Raw genomic sequence first — 15,860 nt, forward strand, 5'->3', positions numbered from 1 at the left:
TTTCTATGCCCCTAAAAGTAGTTCTACCTTAGAAATCAAATCCGCAAGACCAAAAGGTTTAGTCATATACTCATCTGCCCCCATACTATAACCTACTTTTTTATCTAATTCGCTGGACCTTGCTGTAAGCATAAGTACCATGGTATTCATAGAAGGATCACCTTTTATTTGTTCGCATATACTATAACCATCAATATCAGGAAGCATTATATCAAGAATTACTAAATCGGGTTGTACTTCTCTTATTTTCTCTAATGCTTCCCTCCCTGTCCCAGCTTCGTGTATCTCATATTTTTTTAAAAAATCCAAGGTTTCTCTGATAAGGCTTCTAACATTTTCTTCATCTTCCACTATTAGAATCTTCTTCATAATACCTCCTATAAATCTTTAATTTAATTAACTTAATTTTAATTTTACCTTATTATACCAAGTATATTATAATAAAAAAAATATTACGAGGTGAAAGGTATGAATTTAAAAGAGCAAATAGAAAACAGACTTAGAGAAATTATAGATCCCGAGGTAGGTATGGATTTAGTAACACTTAATACCATCGATAAACTGGAAGTAGACAATGATGGAAATGTGAAAGTTGTATTTAGACCCACAACTCCTTTTTGCCCTTTGGGTATTCAACTTGCTCTATCCATCAAAAAAGCCATTAAAGAAATAGAAGGTGTAAAAAATGTAGATGTAGAGGTGGTAGATTTTATATTTGCAGAACAAGCAAATGAAATTTTAAAAAATCGATAAAAGTTAATCATTCTTTCTTAACAACCCACTCTTCGAAGAGCTCCTCTTTAGGGAGCTCTTCGATAAATATGGAAGGCTTATTAAATATATTCATATCCTTTAATCTTTTCATTATGTGAGTAATAACAAAAAGTTCTCTTTTGGCTCTTGTTACTGCCACATAAAAAAGTCTCCTTTCTTCTTCTAAATTATCCATACTTTTATAAGAAGGAAATTCTCCTTGTACTAAACGGAGAATAAAAACCACATCCCATTCTAAACCCTTTGCCTGATGAATAGTAGATAAAACCACATAGTCCTTTTCTTCTCCCTCTTCTTCTATTAATTTTTCTCCTGCATAGGTATATAAGGTAAGTTCGCTTAAAAAATCGCCTAAATTCTTATATTTTTGAGAAAAATTAATAAGTTGAACAATATCCTTTTCTCTATCTTTAAAATCAGGATATTTAGTTTCCAAATAATTTCTGTACTCTTCGTTATAAAAAACAAATAGAATATCTGAAAATCTATCTAAAGGGATATTCTTAATCTTATCCCATAAATCTCTTATCCTTCTTAAACCATCTAAAGTTCTACCACTTACTGAGATCTGAAATATCCTTTCAAAATCTCTTGTTTCTCTCAAAATAGAAGCAAATTTTTTTGCATAAGCTCTACCAATTCCTGGAAACAATTTAAAAAATCTCTGGGCAGAAAGTTCATCTTGGGGATTATATAGAATTTTTAATATGGAAAGCATATCTTTTATATGAGCTTGTTCAAAAAATCTTAAACCTCCTCTTACCTCATATGGGATACCTTGAGTAGTAAGCTCCATTTGTAAAATCATAGAATGATAGTTAGACCTAAAAAGTACTCCCATATTCTTATATTTAATACCTTCCTGATGCATATTTTTAATGATCTCTGCCACAAATTGAGCTTCTTCTTCATCATCTCTTACCCATACTAATTTGGGTTTAGATCCACTTTTTAATACGGGTCTTATAGTCTTAGGATACTGATTTACATTTCTCTTAATAATCTCATTAGCCAAAGCTATTATCTCGGGTGTACTTCTATAGTTATATTCTAAATAAAAAATCTTCGTTCCTAAAAATATATTAGGAAAATTCAATATATTATCAATAGTGGCCCCTCTAAAGGAATATATACTTTGAGCATCATCTCCAACTACCAATACATTTTTATTTTCTTCTCTCATAAGTCTTACAATTTCTCCTTGAAGCCAATTTGTATCCTGATATTCATCTACTAAAAGCCAGATAAATTTATCATTTAAGATTTTTTTTACCTTCTCTTTTTCCATAAGAAGCTTATACCAAAACATAAGTAGATCATCATAATCTACAAGATTTAGCTCTTTTTTCCTCTCTTCATATCTTTTAAAAACCCTCTCAATTAAATCTACCTTTTCTATAATATGAGGAGCCTTTATTTTCAAAACCTCATCCCAATTTTTCCCAGTGTTCACCTTATAACTAAATATTTCCAAAACTAAATTTTTACCTAATTCTTCCTCCCTCCGCTCCTCTAAACATTCATCAATAAGATCTGCTGAATCCTCTCTATCCAATATGTTATAATCTACCCTCATTCCAATTTCCTTTCCAAATATTCTTAAAATTCTATTTCCCACATGATGAAATGTACCTCCCCATATATCTTCAGCCTTTTCTCCTATTAAAGCAGAAGCCCTGTTTATCATGTTTTTAGCGGCATGGTTGGTGAAAGTTAAAAGCATAATATTCTTAGGAGAATAACCTAAAGCAATAAGATATCCTACTCTATAGATAACTGTACGAGTCTTTCCTGATCCAGGTCCAGCAATAACCAAGGAAGGACCATCTGCTTCTAAAACTACCTTTTTCTGTTCATCATTTAGGTCCTTCTCTATACGTTTAAGAAATTCTTGCTTCTTTTTAGAAGGGAGAATATAAATTTTCTTATCACTAAATTGGTTATCCATAAGAATTATTATATAATAAGAGAAAATAAAATCCTTTAAGGAGGAAATAATAAAATGAAAAAAATTATAACTTTGATTCTTATTGTAATTTTAATCATAAATTTAAGCTTTGCCCAAAATACTCAAACCCCCACTCAAAAAAATATTGCGAAAAAACCAGTTACTATATTTACCCTTCATGTATTAACATTTAACAATCTTGTAAAATCCAATTTAGAAAAAGATTTAAAAGGGCTTGATGATTCTTTTAAAATGAGTATTCCCATATATCATCCTGCGATTGGTTTAAACCTATCTTTTTATACAAAACTTTCCCAAAAAGGTAATCCTTATCCTTCCATGATAAATAGAATTCTTAAAAATTTGGTCTTTGCTTTAAATAGTTCAGAGCTTCCTGATAAAACAAATATCAACATAATCCTATATACAGAAGATGAGAAAAATATATATGATTCTAAAACCCTTTTTATCACATTTACTCTATCTTCTCTAAAAGAGTTTGCAAAAGCCAAGGATATAAATAAGTTTGGTAGCCAAATGTTAGTCTTTTTAGAAACCGAGAAACTTGAATATAAAAATGGAGTATTTTCATCTAAAAATTACGATTTTGAATGGATATTAAAAATATAAGATGAGGAGTGATATTGTGTATAAAGAAATAAGAAATACCTTTACCTATCTATTACATCCCCTGCCTGCTCTTCTTATCACAAGTATTAGCAAAAATCAAAAGCCTAATGTTATGACTATTTCTTGGATCATACCAGTAAGTATAAACCCACCTCTTATTGCTGTAAGTCTTAGACCAGAGAGATATACCTATGCCCTTATTAAAGAAACAAAAAACTTTGCAATAAACATTCCTGATTATTCTTTAAGAAAATCAGTTTTTATATGTGGAAGATTTAGTGGTAGAAATACAGATAAATTTAAAAAGGCTAACCTTACTCCCATACCTGCCCATAAAATAACTGCTCCCCTAATCAAGGAATGTACCGCACATATAGAATGTTCTTTAGAAGATATTGTAGAACTTAAGGCTGATCATCACATAGTAATAGGTAAAGTAATTTACTCTGAAGCCTTAGAAGAATATTTTGAAACCATTTATGATCCTTCAAAGTACAAAGCCCTTCTCTATTTTGGAAAAGATGTTTATACTACAACAGGTGAATATGAAACCATCAAATTATCAGAAGAAAATTAAACATCATTTTATATTAGTTTTATTATTTATTTTACTAAGCATATCCTTATCCTTAGGTATATCTATTGAAGAAGTAATAAGAAAAACCCAAGAAGCTAATAATAAAGTATCCACTCTTTATAGTATTCTTGAAGTTTATAATAGACTAGGGAATAACGAAGAATATATTACATATAAATTTTATTACCAGAAACCAGATAAAATAAGGTTGGAAGTACTAGAGGGAAAAGATAAGAGTACAATAATGGTATATCAAACAGGTAAAGTAAGATATAAAAAGGGCGGATTATTAAGCTTTATTCCCTTATCTTTAAACGTAGATGATCCCTTGGTAGTATCCATTAGAAAAGGGCAAATACCTGACCTCACTTTTGATTATATTATAGACTTATTAACTACCAATAACCCAACTGGAATAAAGGAAACTGTTTTTTTAAACTATAATTGTTACATAATAGAAATAGGAAATAGTAGAGATAAATTATATAATTATTCTTTCCAAAGGATATATATAGAAAAAAATTCATTTTTACCTGTTTCCTTAGAACAATATGAAGATATTAAGGGAGAAAGAACATTAGTACATAGGAGAGTATATAAAAACCTTCAGATAAACATAAAAATTGATCCACAAACCTTTGAAATATAAATATGGGAATAAAAATAACTCTTGAAAATATATATAAAACTTATAAAGAGGAAGGCTTATTAAAAGAGAAAAAATTTACAAATGCCTTAGAGAATATTAATTTAGAAATTCCTGAAGGGAAAACCTTAGCTGTAATAGGACCATCTGGATGTGGTAAAACTACTTTATTAAAAGTAATAGCAGGTTTAGAAAACCCAGATAGTGGAGATATTTATTTTAATCAACAAAAAGTCAATGATCTCTCACCCGCTGAAAGAAAAATTGGAATGGTTTTCCAAAACTATGCCCTTTATCCTCACTACGAAGCAAGAGGTAATTTAGCATTTCCATTTTGGATTAAAAAAACCCCCGAAAAAGTAATTGATGAAAAAATTAAAGAAACAGCAGATATATTAGGAGTTGATTTTCAATACTTACTAAATAAAAAACCAAAACAACTTTCAGGAGGAGAAAAACAAAGAGTAGCAATAGGAAGATGTATAATTAGAAATCCTTCAGTTATGTTATTTGACGAACCCTTATCTAATTTAGATGCAAGATTAAGGGCTATAACAAGAGTACAAATAAAAAAGCTCCTTTTAAGATTTCAAGTTACATCAGTATATGTCACCCACGATCAAATAGAAGCAACAAGTATGGGAGATATAATAGCAGTAATGAATGAAGGGAAAATATTACAGGTTGGTACTTATGATAAATTAATAGAAGATCCTAAAAATTCTTTTGTGGCTTCTTTTGTAGGGAAACCTCCAATGAATCTTATAGAAGCAAAGATTATAAATTCTCACATTATCATAGGTTCAAAAAATATTCCTATCAGATATACTATAAGAGACGGAGAATACCTTATAGGTTTTCATGCAAGGGATATAAAAATTACTTCCGTAGGAATTTTTAGAGGAGAAATCTTTTTTATTGATGGAACTCCCTCAGATAATTTAAGAATCCTAAATGTTGAAACCGAAGAAAAGAAGATCATAAAAATAGAAATAAAGGAAAATACAAGATTTCATGTAGGAGAAACTATATCATTTTCCCTTCCAAATAGAATTTATGTGTTTGATAAGATTTCAGGGAAAAGAGTTATCTAAAATAAAAGGAGGATAATCCAATATGTGGAAAAAAGTAACTTTAAGCATTTTCTTAATAATACTTTTTCTCTCCCCAGCTCTTTCTTGGTCTGCCCATAGAGAAATGACAGAAATCATACTGAAAGATTTAGATTGGCTAAAAAAATATAGGAACATAACCGTAACAGCTTATACCTATCATGATACATCCCCATACAATCCATCATATATTATTCCCTATCGTGGAGAAAAAATAGGTGATAAGATAGATGCCATAACAATAATCACAAGATATGTAACTGAACCAGATATGGGAATGGATGAAAACATAAATCTTAACTCTATGCAAAAACTTACGGGAGGAAGCTCAGGTTGGAGACATCAATATTATATACTTTTTGGTGGAACCCTTAAATTAGGCGAAGCCCCCAAAAGAATAATCCATTTTTGGAACTTAGCCAAAGAGGCCTTCCAAAAGAATGATTATTATTGGGGTTTCCGTTTCTTTGCTTATAGCCTCCACTACCTTCAGGACCTTACACAGCCTTTTCACGCCTATCCCATGCCTCTGGGAAATGCTATTGTTAATATTTTTAATCTTGAAAAACTCATTGCCCAGGGAGAAAATCATCATTATACTTTAGAAGATTACCAAGAATGGCAAATAATAAATAAAAATCCTATATATATTCAAACCATTAAAAAGGCACAACCTCACAAGGTAGATAATCCTGAAGAAGCAGGAATTAAAGCAGCATGGGAAGCAAGAAAAGATGCAGGAAAATTATGGGAGATTCAATCTAAATATTTTCCTAGAATAAATGACAATAAAAATTATAAAGCCCCAAAAGAATTATTTAGTAAACCTTCTCAATTAAGAGAAGAGTATGATAAAATTATCCTTCATAATTTAGAAAATTTTGCAGGATGGACAAAAGGTTATTTGGAGTTCTTAAAAATTACTCTTGACAAATTAAACGAGGTATCAGGCAAATGAGAAAAGTATATATAACTATATTACTATTAGGAATCGCTATAGCTCTTTTTGCATATTTTCAAATAACTAATAGACCTGTAGATGTAGAAGTATTAAGGCTCTCAAGAAGAGATTTACCCTTATCTATAAGCGTAAGTGGTATTTTAGTTTTTTCAAGAAAAATAGACATATATCCTAAAATATCCGGAGTAGTAAAAGAAGTTAGAGTAAAACCAGGAAACAAAGTTAAGAAAGGAGATATACTGACTACAATAGATGCTCAAGAATTAAAAAAACAGATGGACCAAATAAAAAATATGATCGATCTTTTGAAAATAAACAACGCATTAAGAGGCATAGGATTTCAACAAAGTAATACTCCTTATTTCTCACAAGATCAATTAAAGACCTTAGAAAACTATTATGATTCTTTAAAAAACCTTTATGAAGAACGAATAGTAAAAGCCCCAATATCTGGTATTATCGCCAAAGTAAATATTACTCCTGGAGAAACCATAAAATCTCAAGAACAAGTCCCTGCCACAAATTTCTTAGGAAATCTCTCCAGTCTATTATCCTTATTCAACCTTAATATTTCAAATAGTAACTCCATAATTACTATAATTGATCCTACTTCTTTGGTTGGTTTACTAAAAGTAGATGAAAACAATATTTTAAAAATAAAAGAAGGTCAAGATGTAGAAATATATGTAGACGCTTTGGAAGAAAACCCATGGAGAGGAAAAATAACATCCATAAACATGATTCCTTCGTTAAATAAAGATGGTTCTTACTCTTATGATGTTTCCGTGAATATTCCCCAACTTGGAAATAAAGTAGTAGAAGGTATGAGTATTTCTGCTACCATAAATATAGGAGTAAAGAAAAATGTTATTGTTATACCTTTAAGTACTATCTCCTTTAAAGAAGGCAAAACCTATGTCTACACTGTAGAAAATGGAAGAGCAAAAAGAAAAGAAGTTGTAATAGGAGATATGAATACTGATTATGTGGAAATAAAAGGAGGACTAAAAGAAGGAGATTTAGTAATCTCATCTCCTCTTGATAAAATCTCTGATAACTCCAAAATAAAAATATATAAAGAAAACTAAAATGAACACAAAATTTTATGAAAACCTAAAGATAGCTATTTTTACTCTTAAAAGTAATAAGTTAAGATCTTTTTTAACCATCTTAGGGATTATTATTGGTGTATTTTCTGTAGTTCTCCTTATTTCTATAGGAGAAGGTGCTAAAAACCAGACTCTTCAAATAATTGAAAATTTAGGTGGAAATACCCTATTAATCTTTCCTACATCGGTAGAAACAGAAGGAACATTTAATTCCATCAGAAATCAGAATTTTAGAAATCAAAGAGGAGTTATTCCTCAGCTCTTTAAGTATAATGACTTACTATCTCTAAGAAGAGTATTTAAAGATGAAATTATATTCTCATCTATGGTGACCTCTTACTTAGAAGTGAAATACAAAATTTTTCCTATTAATGCTACTATTTATGGTACTGATAGCAATGGATTAATCATCAATAAAGATGGAATTACCTATGGAAGATTCTTTTCAGAGTATGAAATATCTTCAAAGGAGAAAGTATGTATCATAGGACCTAAGATTGCCCAAAATATTGCATCTCAACTTCAAGAATCACTGAACAAAATAATTAAAATAGGTAGTTATAATTTTAGAGTTATAGGGGTTCTCAAAGAAAGGGGATACAGTCAAAATTTAGGTGATTTAGATTCCAGAATCATAATACCTATTACTACCGCCTTTATCTTAAAAGGAGATCAAAATCTTAATATTATTATTGCTCAAGTAAAAGATTCAAAAAATATTGATATTTATAAACAAAAGCTCATATTTATACTAAAGCAAATCAGAGGAAAATTAAATTTCATTGTTGCAAAACAAGAAGATCTTTTATCTGCTATGAATGAAATATTAAATATATTGACTTTAACATTAGCAGGAATAGCAAGTATATCACTTATTGTAGGAGGTATTGGAATAATGAATATAATGCTGGTCTCTGTTACAGAAAGGTATAAAGAGATTGGTATAAGAAAAGCCATAGGAGCCAGAAGAAAAGATATTTTAATTCAATTTCTTACTGAATCATCTTTTTTAGGAATAATAGGTGGATTTTTAGGAATCATTTTATCCATAATCACTGGAGAAATATTGAAAAATTTCGAAATACCATATTCTTTTAATATAACCACAGTACTACTTGGTTTCTTTTTCTCTCTTTTTATAGGACTTATATTTGGAGTGTTACCTGCTATGCGTGCTGCCAATTTGGATCCAATACAAGCATTACGCTCAGAGTAAACTTTTTACCATAGTAAAAATCCTTTATTCAAAATGTTGATTTTTATAATTGAAAATTATAAAATTTATTTGTAAATTTTTAAAGGAGGAAAGGATGCCTCACAATTTACCAAAATGTCCTATATGTGGTAAAGAAATGATTATCAGGAAACTTGAATGTCCTGATTGTAAGATAACTATTGAGGGAGAATTTTGGGTTAGCAGATTAGCAAGTCTAAGCAAAGAAGAAATGGAATTCTTAGAGCTCTTTCTAAAAACAAGAGGAAATGTAAGAGAAATGGAAAGAATTCTTAAAATTTCTTACCCTACGGTGAGAAGTAAATTGGATAATATTTTAAAAAATTTAGGACTTTTATCTGAGGAGGAGCCAAAAGATAAAATAAGATGGATCATTGATAAATTAGAAAAAGGAGAAATTACAGTTCAAGAGGCTTTAAAGGCTTTAGAGGAGGATAAAGATGTTTAATAAATATTTTTTGGGGATAGCTTTTCTAATTATTGGTATCTCTCTTATTACCCAAAATTTTCAAATACCTTTGCTTAAGGATCTATGGAAATTTTGGCCTCTTATTTTCATGTACTTTGGAATAAAGATTATCTACAATTCTAAAAGATATGATCATAAAAGGAGGATAAAAATGAGAGAAGAAAGATATAAAATTTTGAAATTAGTTCAAGAAGGCAGAATTACAGCAGAAGAAGCAGAAGAACTCTTAAAAAAATTAGAAGAGAATCAAAATAGAGGCAAAAGGTTACTTCTATTAAAGGTAATAGAAAATGGAAATAATATAGTAAACATAAGTATCCCACTATCCTTAGCAAAATGGGGCCTAAAATTTGCTAATTCATATGCAGAAAAATACGGAGAAAAAATAGATTTCTCTCCAGAAGAATGGGAAGAACTAATAAGCAATCCAGATTTAAAAGGGAAAATTGTGGATATAAATGTACCAGAAAAAAACACACAAGTAACTGTGGAAATAGTTTAGATATTAAACATCTATCAATTCATATTTGCCCCAAACTCCTAAATGCTCTCCTATAATAATTATTACTTGATGAACTTCTGGAAATTTTTTAGCAAATTCTAATCCTATATTTATATCTTCAGGCTTTTGAATAAGATTTCCCACTGCTGTAGCCATAGCATCTGCAAAAATAACAGAATGTGATATTATAACAACAGCATCAGCTTTGCCAAAACTAAGAGAAGGTCCCACTGTTCCAGAAGATGTACAAATACCCAATACCGAATTTTTAGGAATAAGTATCCCTATTTTATTACTCCAGGGAGATTCTCCTGCAAAGATTAACACTTTTCTTTCTTTTTTTGTAGAAATGAAAATATCTCCACCATTTTCAATGATTATTTGAGAAGAATAATTTAAAAGATCTTTTCCAACAAACTCGGATATAGCTCCTGCTACAGAAGCCATTGGCCCAACTCCTGCCTTTCCTGTCCAGTATGACATCTGTTTAACTATTAAAGGTGCATCCTCTTCCACAGTGTAAGGAGTTAAGGATACCCTAAATAAAGGATCTCTTGATATATAATCTTCTAATTGTTGTCTATAGAAAGATAAAATTTTTAATGTTTCTTCTTCAAGGTTTTTCTCAGCTAAAACAAATAGGTCACTTTCCCGAATTTTTACAGGAAAACCAACAAGATCCTCTGTTTTCACTAACCTTCTATATTTTCTTTCTATATATTCTTTTGTCATAAAAATCCATAAAATATGGGGAGAGAAATATATCCTCTCCCCATTTAAATATATCTAAACAAAGAGTTTCATCTCCATAGCATTATATGGACATAGTTCTACACAAATTCCACAAGCTGTACATTTTTGAGAATCAAACTTGACAAAATAACCTTCTCTATAAAGAGCTTTTGTTGGACAATAACTTACACAATATCCACAATGTACACATTTATCCTCTAACCATACTACATCTTGAGAAAGAGGCTGAATCTCAACACCTAAATCTTTCAAATATTCAATTCCTTTTATAAAATTATCATCTTCTCCCGAAAGCTCTAAAACCATTAATCCCTCTTCGTCTGGAGTGATCGTAGCCTTAAGTATATTAAAATCCAAATTAAATTTTTTCACCAAATTTACCACTACAGGCTTATCAGCAAGTTCCTTTGGAAAATGTAATACTATCCTCTCTGTTCTCACTTCTGCTCCACCTCCCCTAAAATCTCTTTTCCACTAAATTGTTTAAATTTTATACCTGACTCTACTCCAGGAAGTGGGGCAGAAGGAGAAGTTAAAAAGAATTTTCCTTCTTTTATCCATGATTTAAGTATTTCAGCTATCTCTTTAGCTTTAGGATAACTTGATAACGGGCTTGTAGGTATCTTCTTTCCAAAAAGCTCTATATAACCACTTTTAAGTTCCTTATAACTTACATAAGTGATAACATCAGATTCTCTATTAGGATAAGCTGTAGCATAATCTACTACTGGCGCCAGTATATCCTCATCACTAACAGAGGTATAAAAAGCCATCTCTTCATCTAAAATAGGAATTGGTACACCTATGCCTACTGCCAGTGAGACCCCATATCCTTTCATGCTTACCCCACGAAGCCATTTTGCGTTCATCTGTTTAAGATCACCAATAACTGCTAATGTACCTGCTCCACCTTTTGGTATACCCCTTTCTGTCCTCTCTACAGAAGGATTATGTTGAGTTCCATGCCAAATCACATATCCTATACCACCACCCAAAAATATACGAGTTCCGATTCCTATAGTCTTATAATAAGGATCATTTAAAAGAGGTGATAATTGCCCTGCACTGGAATAATTTGCATTACCAAACTTAGGTTTTAACATACCTAAGTATGTATACAACACTCTGTTTGAAGAGTTTACAGCCACATTATAATTTTGATACGCATTTCTTATATTAAAAAGTACAGCTTCATTAAGGTCATTTATTGTAATATAAGCATCCAAAAATCTTCTTGGGTAACAATCTGTACCATATGCTTGAGCAGTTATTCTAATTTCTTTACCTGAAACTAAATCCTCTATTACGTGTCCTCCACCATATGGGAAATCTCCGGGATAATACTTATTTCTTGGATCATCATCAGGCAAGGCATTTGCACCTAAGAATAAGTCTACTGCTGCGTAAGCAGCATAAGCAGGAACACCGTTAAGATATACTTTTCCTCCCCCGAGCTTAATTCTTGGTTTTGTATGGCCAATGTTAAAATATATACCAGAAGAACACATAATTCCAAAAGTCCCAGTTGTTACAACATCTACTTCTTTAGCTGCTCTCTCTACACCCTTTTCTTTCGCGATACCAATCATTTCCTCAGCAGTAACAACCACTGCCTTACCCTGGCGGATCTTCTCATTAATTTCTTCAATTGTCTTCATCCTTTTACCTCCTTTTTCTCAATATCTATTATAACTTCTCCTATATTAACCGCCCTTTTCGGGCAAGGCATGATCCATAACAATTTCACCACCTCCTTAAATAAGGGGTAAAATTTTCCATATATAATACCAAAAACGTCGGAGTTTTGCAAGATTATAAATTGATTTTATCTATATTTCTTAGCAGTCTCCATAAAAACCTTTATATTTTCCAAAGGTGTACCTACAGGTATATCACAACCAGAACTTAAAATAAAATTTTTAACATCTCTCATTTTATTTAGAAGCTCAATAGTCTTCTTCTCTATATCTTCTTTTTTCCCTTGTAAAAAAACTTTGACAGGATCCAGATTACCTATAATATACATATGAGATGGGATTTTTTCAGCAACCCATTTTAAATCTACCAAACTATCAAGACTTAACCCATAAGCATCGCTTTTCCCCATATCTTCTATAAGATGAGATGTATTACCACAAATATGATATATGAGAGGTCTTTTAAGTTCAGATACAAGATACTTGAAATAGGGTAAAGAAAATTCCCTAAAATAAGCTGGAGAAAGTATAACTGCAGTTGGTTCCAATACCGCTACCACATCAACTCCTGCATCGAAAAAAGCTTTTGCATACTCTTTGATAACATTCACAGAAAACTCTAGCAATTCCTTTACAAAATCAGGATCATCTATTACATTAATACCTAAATCATTTACACCCATAAGTTCACCTGTTAAAGTAAAAGGACCTATAACATAACCTCCTTTTATTACCTTGAAATTCTGAGCCATTTTTTCAGCCACTCTAATAAATGTTATCATACGTCCAGAAATACCCTTCCATCTTCTTTTTATATCTTGAAGAACTTCTCTATCCTTAACCGGATGATCTAAAACAGAAGGATTTTCATTCTCAGGGAAATTAATCTTTAGACCTAAAGCTTCTACTTCTACAGTCAAATCCATAAAAGTAAATATACCATCAGGTTGAAACTCTGAAAGAATCATATCCAAAGTTTTAAACTGTATTTCTGGATTTATTAAATTTTCTTTTAAAGTAGTATTAGTCAATTTTATTCCTGGAGCACCAAGTAAAGGAATTATTAGTCTTTCTCCTCTCTTATCAAGCATTGATCTTCCTCCTCAAAATACATAAACTTTATAAAATACTCTTGAAATTTTTTATCAGAAGAAAGCTCTACATAATTGACTTTTTCTTTTATCTTTTCTACATCTTCCATAAGAAATCTATTTAGAAGTACAATCTTAGCTCCTCCAATAGCCGAATTCCCAACCAATATAATTTTTTCCAAAGGTATATGAGGTAAAAGTCCTGTTTTAATAGCATTTTTTCTATTCAAATAACTACCAAAAGAACCAGCAATATAAATTTTATCTATTTCTTTATAGATTATACCTGCTTTATTAAGTAAAACCTCTATACCAGCTCTTAAGGCAGATTTTACCAGTTGAAACTCCCTAACATCTTTCTGAGTTATCTTAACTTTACCTATATAAAATTCCCCGCCCTTCATAAATTTCCCAGTATGATCTATTATCTTTAGATCCAACATTACTGATATAGCATCTAAAAGGCCAGAACCACATATTCCTTTCTCTTCCATATCTCCAATAACCTCAAACTTAACTGTTTCTTCTAACCATACATGAGAAATAGCACCTTTCTTTGCAATCATGCCATGTGAAATATTACTTCCTTCAAAGGCAGGTCCTGCAGCCGTAGCACACGCAAAAAGAGTATCCTCTGACTTTAACACTATCTCACCATTGGTTCCTATATCAATAAGCATAACATTTCCTTTTTCATTCAATAAATTAGTAGCTATAATTCCTGCTACTACATCTCCCCCCACATAACCTGAGATTAAAGGAAAGACATAAAGTTTTGCATTAAATATATTTCCAAAAATATCTTTTGAATTAAAAATCATTCCATTTCTAAAAGCAGGAACAAAAGGAGAAAAAGCTATATTTTCCGGAGTTACACCAAGAAAAATGTGAGTCATAACGGAATTACCAGCTATGGAGATAGCATAAATATCATTTAAACTTATATTATTCTTTATACACAAATCTTGAATTATCTCTGTAATAGCTTTTATTAACTTATCTCTTAGAATCTGCAAACCCTCAGGATTATGAATAATAAAATTAATTCTTGAAATTATATCAGCCCCATAAGTTAACTGAGGATTTTCAGTAGAATAGCTATCTATATCGCTTCCATTTGTAAGATCCAATATATGTCCTACTAAAGTTGTTGTCCCTATATCCAAAGCAATACCATATACACTTTTTAGTTCTTCTTCCCTTATATCAATTATTTCTTCCTTAAAAAGTACAAGATTCCCTTTATAATTATTTCTTCTTAAAAAAGTTGGTAATCTTCTTAAAACAGAAATATCTTGTAAATATATATTTTCTTTTACAGATAAAATTCTTTCTAAATCGGATCTCAAATCGCTAAGAGAAGGAATTTGCAGAGAAAAAGCTTGTAATGTAATGACGGGAGAAAGGATAAAATTGTTATCTTCTAAAAATTCCTTTTGTATGTTTATGTCAGTACTTTCTTCTTTTAACAATTCAACCGTTAAATCCTCTTCCGCATATGTCTGACAAGCAAGGCTTATACCCTTATCTAATATTTTTACCTTACACTTTTTACACCATCCAGCCCCACCACAATAAGAAGGAATTTTTATATTATTTTCTATCAATATATCTAATAATCTATCCCCTTGAGTTACCTTAATTATTTTGTTTTCAGGTAAAACTCTTATATATGGCATTTATGATACTTTGAGTAATCTATTGACCAACTCCACAGAGGAATAAGCATCCTCTGCATAACCATCTGCGCCAATCTCCTTCGCAAATTCTTCTGTAACAGGAGCACCTCCAACAATAATCTTAACCTTATCTCTTAATCCTTCCTTTTCAATAACATCTATAGTAACCTTCATTTGAGACATTGTAGTGGTAAGAAGAGCTGACATCCCCACCACATCAGGTTTATTTTCTTTTATTGCTTGCACAAACTTCTCAGGTGGCACATCTATACCAAGATCAATTATTTGATAACCAGCTCCCTCTAACATCATAGCGACTAAATTTTTCCCAATATCATGCAAATCTCCCTTAACAGTACCTATTACAATCTTTCCTTTAATAACATTTGAGGATTTTGCAATAAGAGGTTTTAAAATTTCCATACCTTTTTGCATTGCTCTTGCAGAAACAAGAACCTCGGGAACAAAGATTTCATTTTTCTTAAATCTTTCTCCTATAACACTCATACCTGAAAGAAGTCCTTTGTCTATTATATCTTCTGGGGTAATCCCTTCTTTTAATGCCTTCTCCACTAATTCTTGAACCTTTTTTCTATCACCTGAAATTACAGCATTTGCAATTTCTTTTAATATTTCCATATTATAAACCTCCCGAAAACGTTTTTCTTTTATGAATTA

Annotated in this window: 18 protein-coding genes; 10 read left to right on the forward strand and 8 right to left on the reverse strand. The window is 30.9% G+C overall.

Annotated elements, in window-relative coordinates; genetic code table 11:
• Positions 1 to 3: 3 nt before the first annotated feature.
• A complete protein-coding gene (locus tag ACY3IT_RS08265) occupies positions 4 to 369 on the reverse strand; it encodes a response regulator transcription factor (protein ID WP_463082466.1) in 366 nt (121 codons plus the stop codon).
• A gap of 99 nt (positions 370 to 468) precedes the next feature.
• On the opposite strand from ACY3IT_RS08265, the gene ACY3IT_RS08270 reads away from it, so the two are divergent.
• On the forward strand, positions 469 to 753 hold the full coding sequence (locus ACY3IT_RS08270) for a metal-sulfur cluster assembly factor (RefSeq protein ID WP_463082467.1): 285 nt from the start codon (positions 469 to 471) through the stop codon (positions 751 to 753).
• A 7-nt stretch (positions 754 to 760) separates the two neighbouring features.
• On the opposite strand, the gene ACY3IT_RS08275 is transcribed toward ACY3IT_RS08270, so the two are convergent.
• Positions 761 to 2,722 carry an ATP-dependent helicase gene (locus ACY3IT_RS08275; RefSeq protein ID WP_463082468.1) on the reverse strand — a complete coding sequence of 654 codons (1,962 nt, stop codon included), beginning with the start codon at positions 2,720 to 2,722 and terminating at the stop codon, positions 761 to 763.
• Between the two features lie 54 nt (positions 2,723 to 2,776).
• On the opposite strand from ACY3IT_RS08275, the gene ACY3IT_RS08280 reads away from it, so the two are divergent.
• The 9 genes from ACY3IT_RS08280 (at position 2,777) to ACY3IT_RS08320 (ending at position 9,962) form a co-directional block, all read left to right on the forward strand.
• A complete protein-coding gene (locus ACY3IT_RS08280; protein WP_463082469.1) occupies positions 2,777 to 3,352 on the forward strand; it encodes a hypothetical protein in 576 nt (191 codons plus the stop codon).
• Positions 3,353 to 3,368: 16 nt separating this feature from the next.
• A complete protein-coding gene (locus tag ACY3IT_RS08285; protein WP_463082470.1) occupies positions 3,369 to 3,929 on the forward strand; it encodes a flavin reductase family protein in 561 nt (186 codons plus the stop codon).
• Positions 3,898 to 4,578 (forward strand): LolA family protein, encoded by a 681-nt coding sequence (locus ACY3IT_RS08290; RefSeq protein WP_463082471.1) that lies wholly within the window; start codon positions 3,898 to 3,900, stop codon positions 4,576 to 4,578. The genes ACY3IT_RS08285 and ACY3IT_RS08290 overlap by 32 nt, the downstream gene beginning before the upstream one ends.
• A gap of 2 nt (positions 4,579 to 4,580) precedes the next feature.
• Positions 4,581 to 5,669: an ABC transporter ATP-binding protein gene (locus tag ACY3IT_RS08295; protein ID WP_463082472.1), complete on the forward strand. Its 1,089-nt coding sequence runs from the start codon at positions 4,581 to 4,583 to the stop codon at positions 5,667 to 5,669.
• A 22-nt stretch (positions 5,670 to 5,691) separates the two neighbouring features.
• Positions 5,692 to 6,645, forward strand: a complete 954-nt coding sequence (locus tag ACY3IT_RS08300; protein WP_463082473.1) for a hypothetical protein — start codon at positions 5,692 to 5,694, stop codon at positions 6,643 to 6,645.
• Positions 6,642 to 7,736 carry an efflux RND transporter periplasmic adaptor subunit gene (locus tag ACY3IT_RS08305; RefSeq protein ID WP_463082474.1) on the forward strand — a complete coding sequence of 365 codons (1,095 nt, stop codon included), beginning with the start codon at positions 6,642 to 6,644 and terminating at the stop codon, positions 7,734 to 7,736. Before ACY3IT_RS08300 ends, ACY3IT_RS08305 begins: the two co-directional genes overlap by 4 nt.
• A 1-nt stretch (position 7,737) precedes the next feature.
• Entirely contained in the window at positions 7,738 to 8,973 is a 1,236-nt protein-coding gene (locus ACY3IT_RS08310) for an ABC transporter permease (protein WP_463082475.1), read from the forward strand.
• Between the two features lie 94 nt (positions 8,974 to 9,067).
• Positions 9,068 to 9,439: a DUF2089 family protein gene (locus ACY3IT_RS08315; protein ID WP_463082476.1), complete on the forward strand. Its 372-nt coding sequence runs from the start codon at positions 9,068 to 9,070 to the stop codon at positions 9,437 to 9,439.
• On the forward strand, positions 9,432 to 9,962 hold the full coding sequence (locus ACY3IT_RS08320; protein WP_463082477.1) for an SHOCT-like domain-containing protein: 531 nt from the start codon (positions 9,432 to 9,434) through the stop codon (positions 9,960 to 9,962). The genes ACY3IT_RS08315 and ACY3IT_RS08320 overlap by 8 nt, the downstream gene beginning before the upstream one ends.
• Positions 9,963 to 9,965: 3 nt before the next feature.
• Here the strand turns inward: ACY3IT_RS08320 and ACY3IT_RS08325 are convergent, their stop codons facing one another.
• The 6 genes from ACY3IT_RS08325 to ACY3IT_RS08350 form a co-directional block, all read right to left on the reverse strand.
• Entirely contained in the window at positions 9,966 to 10,694 is a 729-nt protein-coding gene (locus ACY3IT_RS08325) for a UPF0280 family protein (RefSeq protein ID WP_463082478.1), read from the reverse strand.
• Between the two features lie 54 nt (positions 10,695 to 10,748).
• Positions 10,749 to 11,156 (reverse strand): NIL domain-containing protein, encoded by a 408-nt coding sequence (locus ACY3IT_RS08330; protein ID WP_463082479.1) that lies wholly within the window; start codon positions 11,154 to 11,156, stop codon positions 10,749 to 10,751.
• Positions 11,153 to 12,373 (reverse strand): homocysteine biosynthesis protein, encoded by a 1,221-nt coding sequence (locus ACY3IT_RS08335; protein ID WP_463082480.1) that lies wholly within the window; start codon positions 12,371 to 12,373, stop codon positions 11,153 to 11,155. The genes ACY3IT_RS08330 and ACY3IT_RS08335 overlap by 4 nt, the downstream gene beginning before the upstream one ends.
• 167 nt (positions 12,374 to 12,540) lie before the next feature.
• Positions 12,541 to 13,503, reverse strand: a complete 963-nt coding sequence (locus ACY3IT_RS08340; protein ID WP_463082481.1) for a uroporphyrinogen decarboxylase family protein — start codon at positions 13,501 to 13,503, stop codon at positions 12,541 to 12,543.
• Positions 13,476 to 15,182: an ASKHA domain-containing protein gene (locus ACY3IT_RS08345; protein ID WP_463082482.1), complete on the reverse strand. Its 1,707-nt coding sequence runs from the start codon at positions 15,180 to 15,182 to the stop codon at positions 13,476 to 13,478. The genes ACY3IT_RS08340 and ACY3IT_RS08345 overlap by 28 nt, the downstream gene beginning before the upstream one ends.
• A complete protein-coding gene (locus ACY3IT_RS08350; RefSeq protein ID WP_463082483.1) occupies positions 15,183 to 15,821 on the reverse strand; it encodes a cobalamin B12-binding domain-containing protein in 639 nt (212 codons plus the stop codon).
• Positions 15,822 to 15,860 lie beyond the last annotated feature (39 nt).

The sequence above is a fragment of the Dictyoglomus sp. GBS genome (assembly GCF_055179815.1).

Bases quoted from the DNA above. Each gene is read 5' to 3' on its own strand.
- ACY3IT_RS08265 (WP_463082466.1), bottom strand. From the start codon at position 369: ATGAAGAAGATTCTAATAGTGGAAGATGAAGAAAATGTTAGAAGCCTT.
- ACY3IT_RS08270 (WP_463082467.1), top strand. From the start codon at position 469: ATGAATTTAAAAGAGCAAATAGAAAACAGACTTAGAGAAATTATAGAT.
- ACY3IT_RS08275 (WP_463082468.1), bottom strand. From the start codon at position 2,722: ATGGATAACCAATTTAGTGATAAGAAAATTTATATTCTCCCTTCTAAA.
- ACY3IT_RS08280 (WP_463082469.1), top strand. From the start codon at position 2,777: ATGAAAAAAATTATAACTTTGATTCTTATTGTAATTTTAATCATAAAT.
- ACY3IT_RS08290 (WP_463082471.1), top strand. From the start codon at position 3,898: ATGAAACCATCAAATTATCAGAAGAAAATTAAACATCATTTTATATTA.
- ACY3IT_RS08295 (WP_463082472.1), top strand. From the start codon at position 4,581: ATGGGAATAAAAATAACTCTTGAAAATATATATAAAACTTATAAAGAG.
- ACY3IT_RS08300 (WP_463082473.1), top strand. From the start codon at position 5,692: ATGTGGAAAAAAGTAACTTTAAGCATTTTCTTAATAATACTTTTTCTC.
- ACY3IT_RS08305 (WP_463082474.1), top strand. From the start codon at position 6,642: ATGAGAAAAGTATATATAACTATATTACTATTAGGAATCGCTATAGCT.
- ACY3IT_RS08310 (WP_463082475.1), top strand. From the start codon at position 7,738: ATGAACACAAAATTTTATGAAAACCTAAAGATAGCTATTTTTACTCTT.
- ACY3IT_RS08315 (WP_463082476.1), top strand. From the start codon at position 9,068: ATGCCTCACAATTTACCAAAATGTCCTATATGTGGTAAAGAAATGATT.
- ACY3IT_RS08320 (WP_463082477.1), top strand. From the start codon at position 9,432: ATGTTTAATAAATATTTTTTGGGGATAGCTTTTCTAATTATTGGTATC.
- ACY3IT_RS08325 (WP_463082478.1), bottom strand. From the start codon at position 10,694: ATGACAAAAGAATATATAGAAAGAAAATATAGAAGGTTAGTGAAAACA.
- ACY3IT_RS08335 (WP_463082480.1), bottom strand. From the start codon at position 12,373: ATGAAGACAATTGAAGAAATTAATGAGAAGATCCGCCAGGGTAAGGCA.
- ACY3IT_RS08340 (WP_463082481.1), bottom strand. From the start codon at position 13,503: ATGCTTGATAAGAGAGGAGAAAGACTAATAATTCCTTTACTTGGTGCT.
- ACY3IT_RS08345 (WP_463082482.1), bottom strand. From the start codon at position 15,182: ATGCCATATATAAGAGTTTTACCTGAAAACAAAATAATTAAGGTAACT.
- ACY3IT_RS08350 (WP_463082483.1), bottom strand. From the start codon at position 15,821: ATGGAAATATTAAAAGAAATTGCAAATGCTGTAATTTCAGGTGATAGA.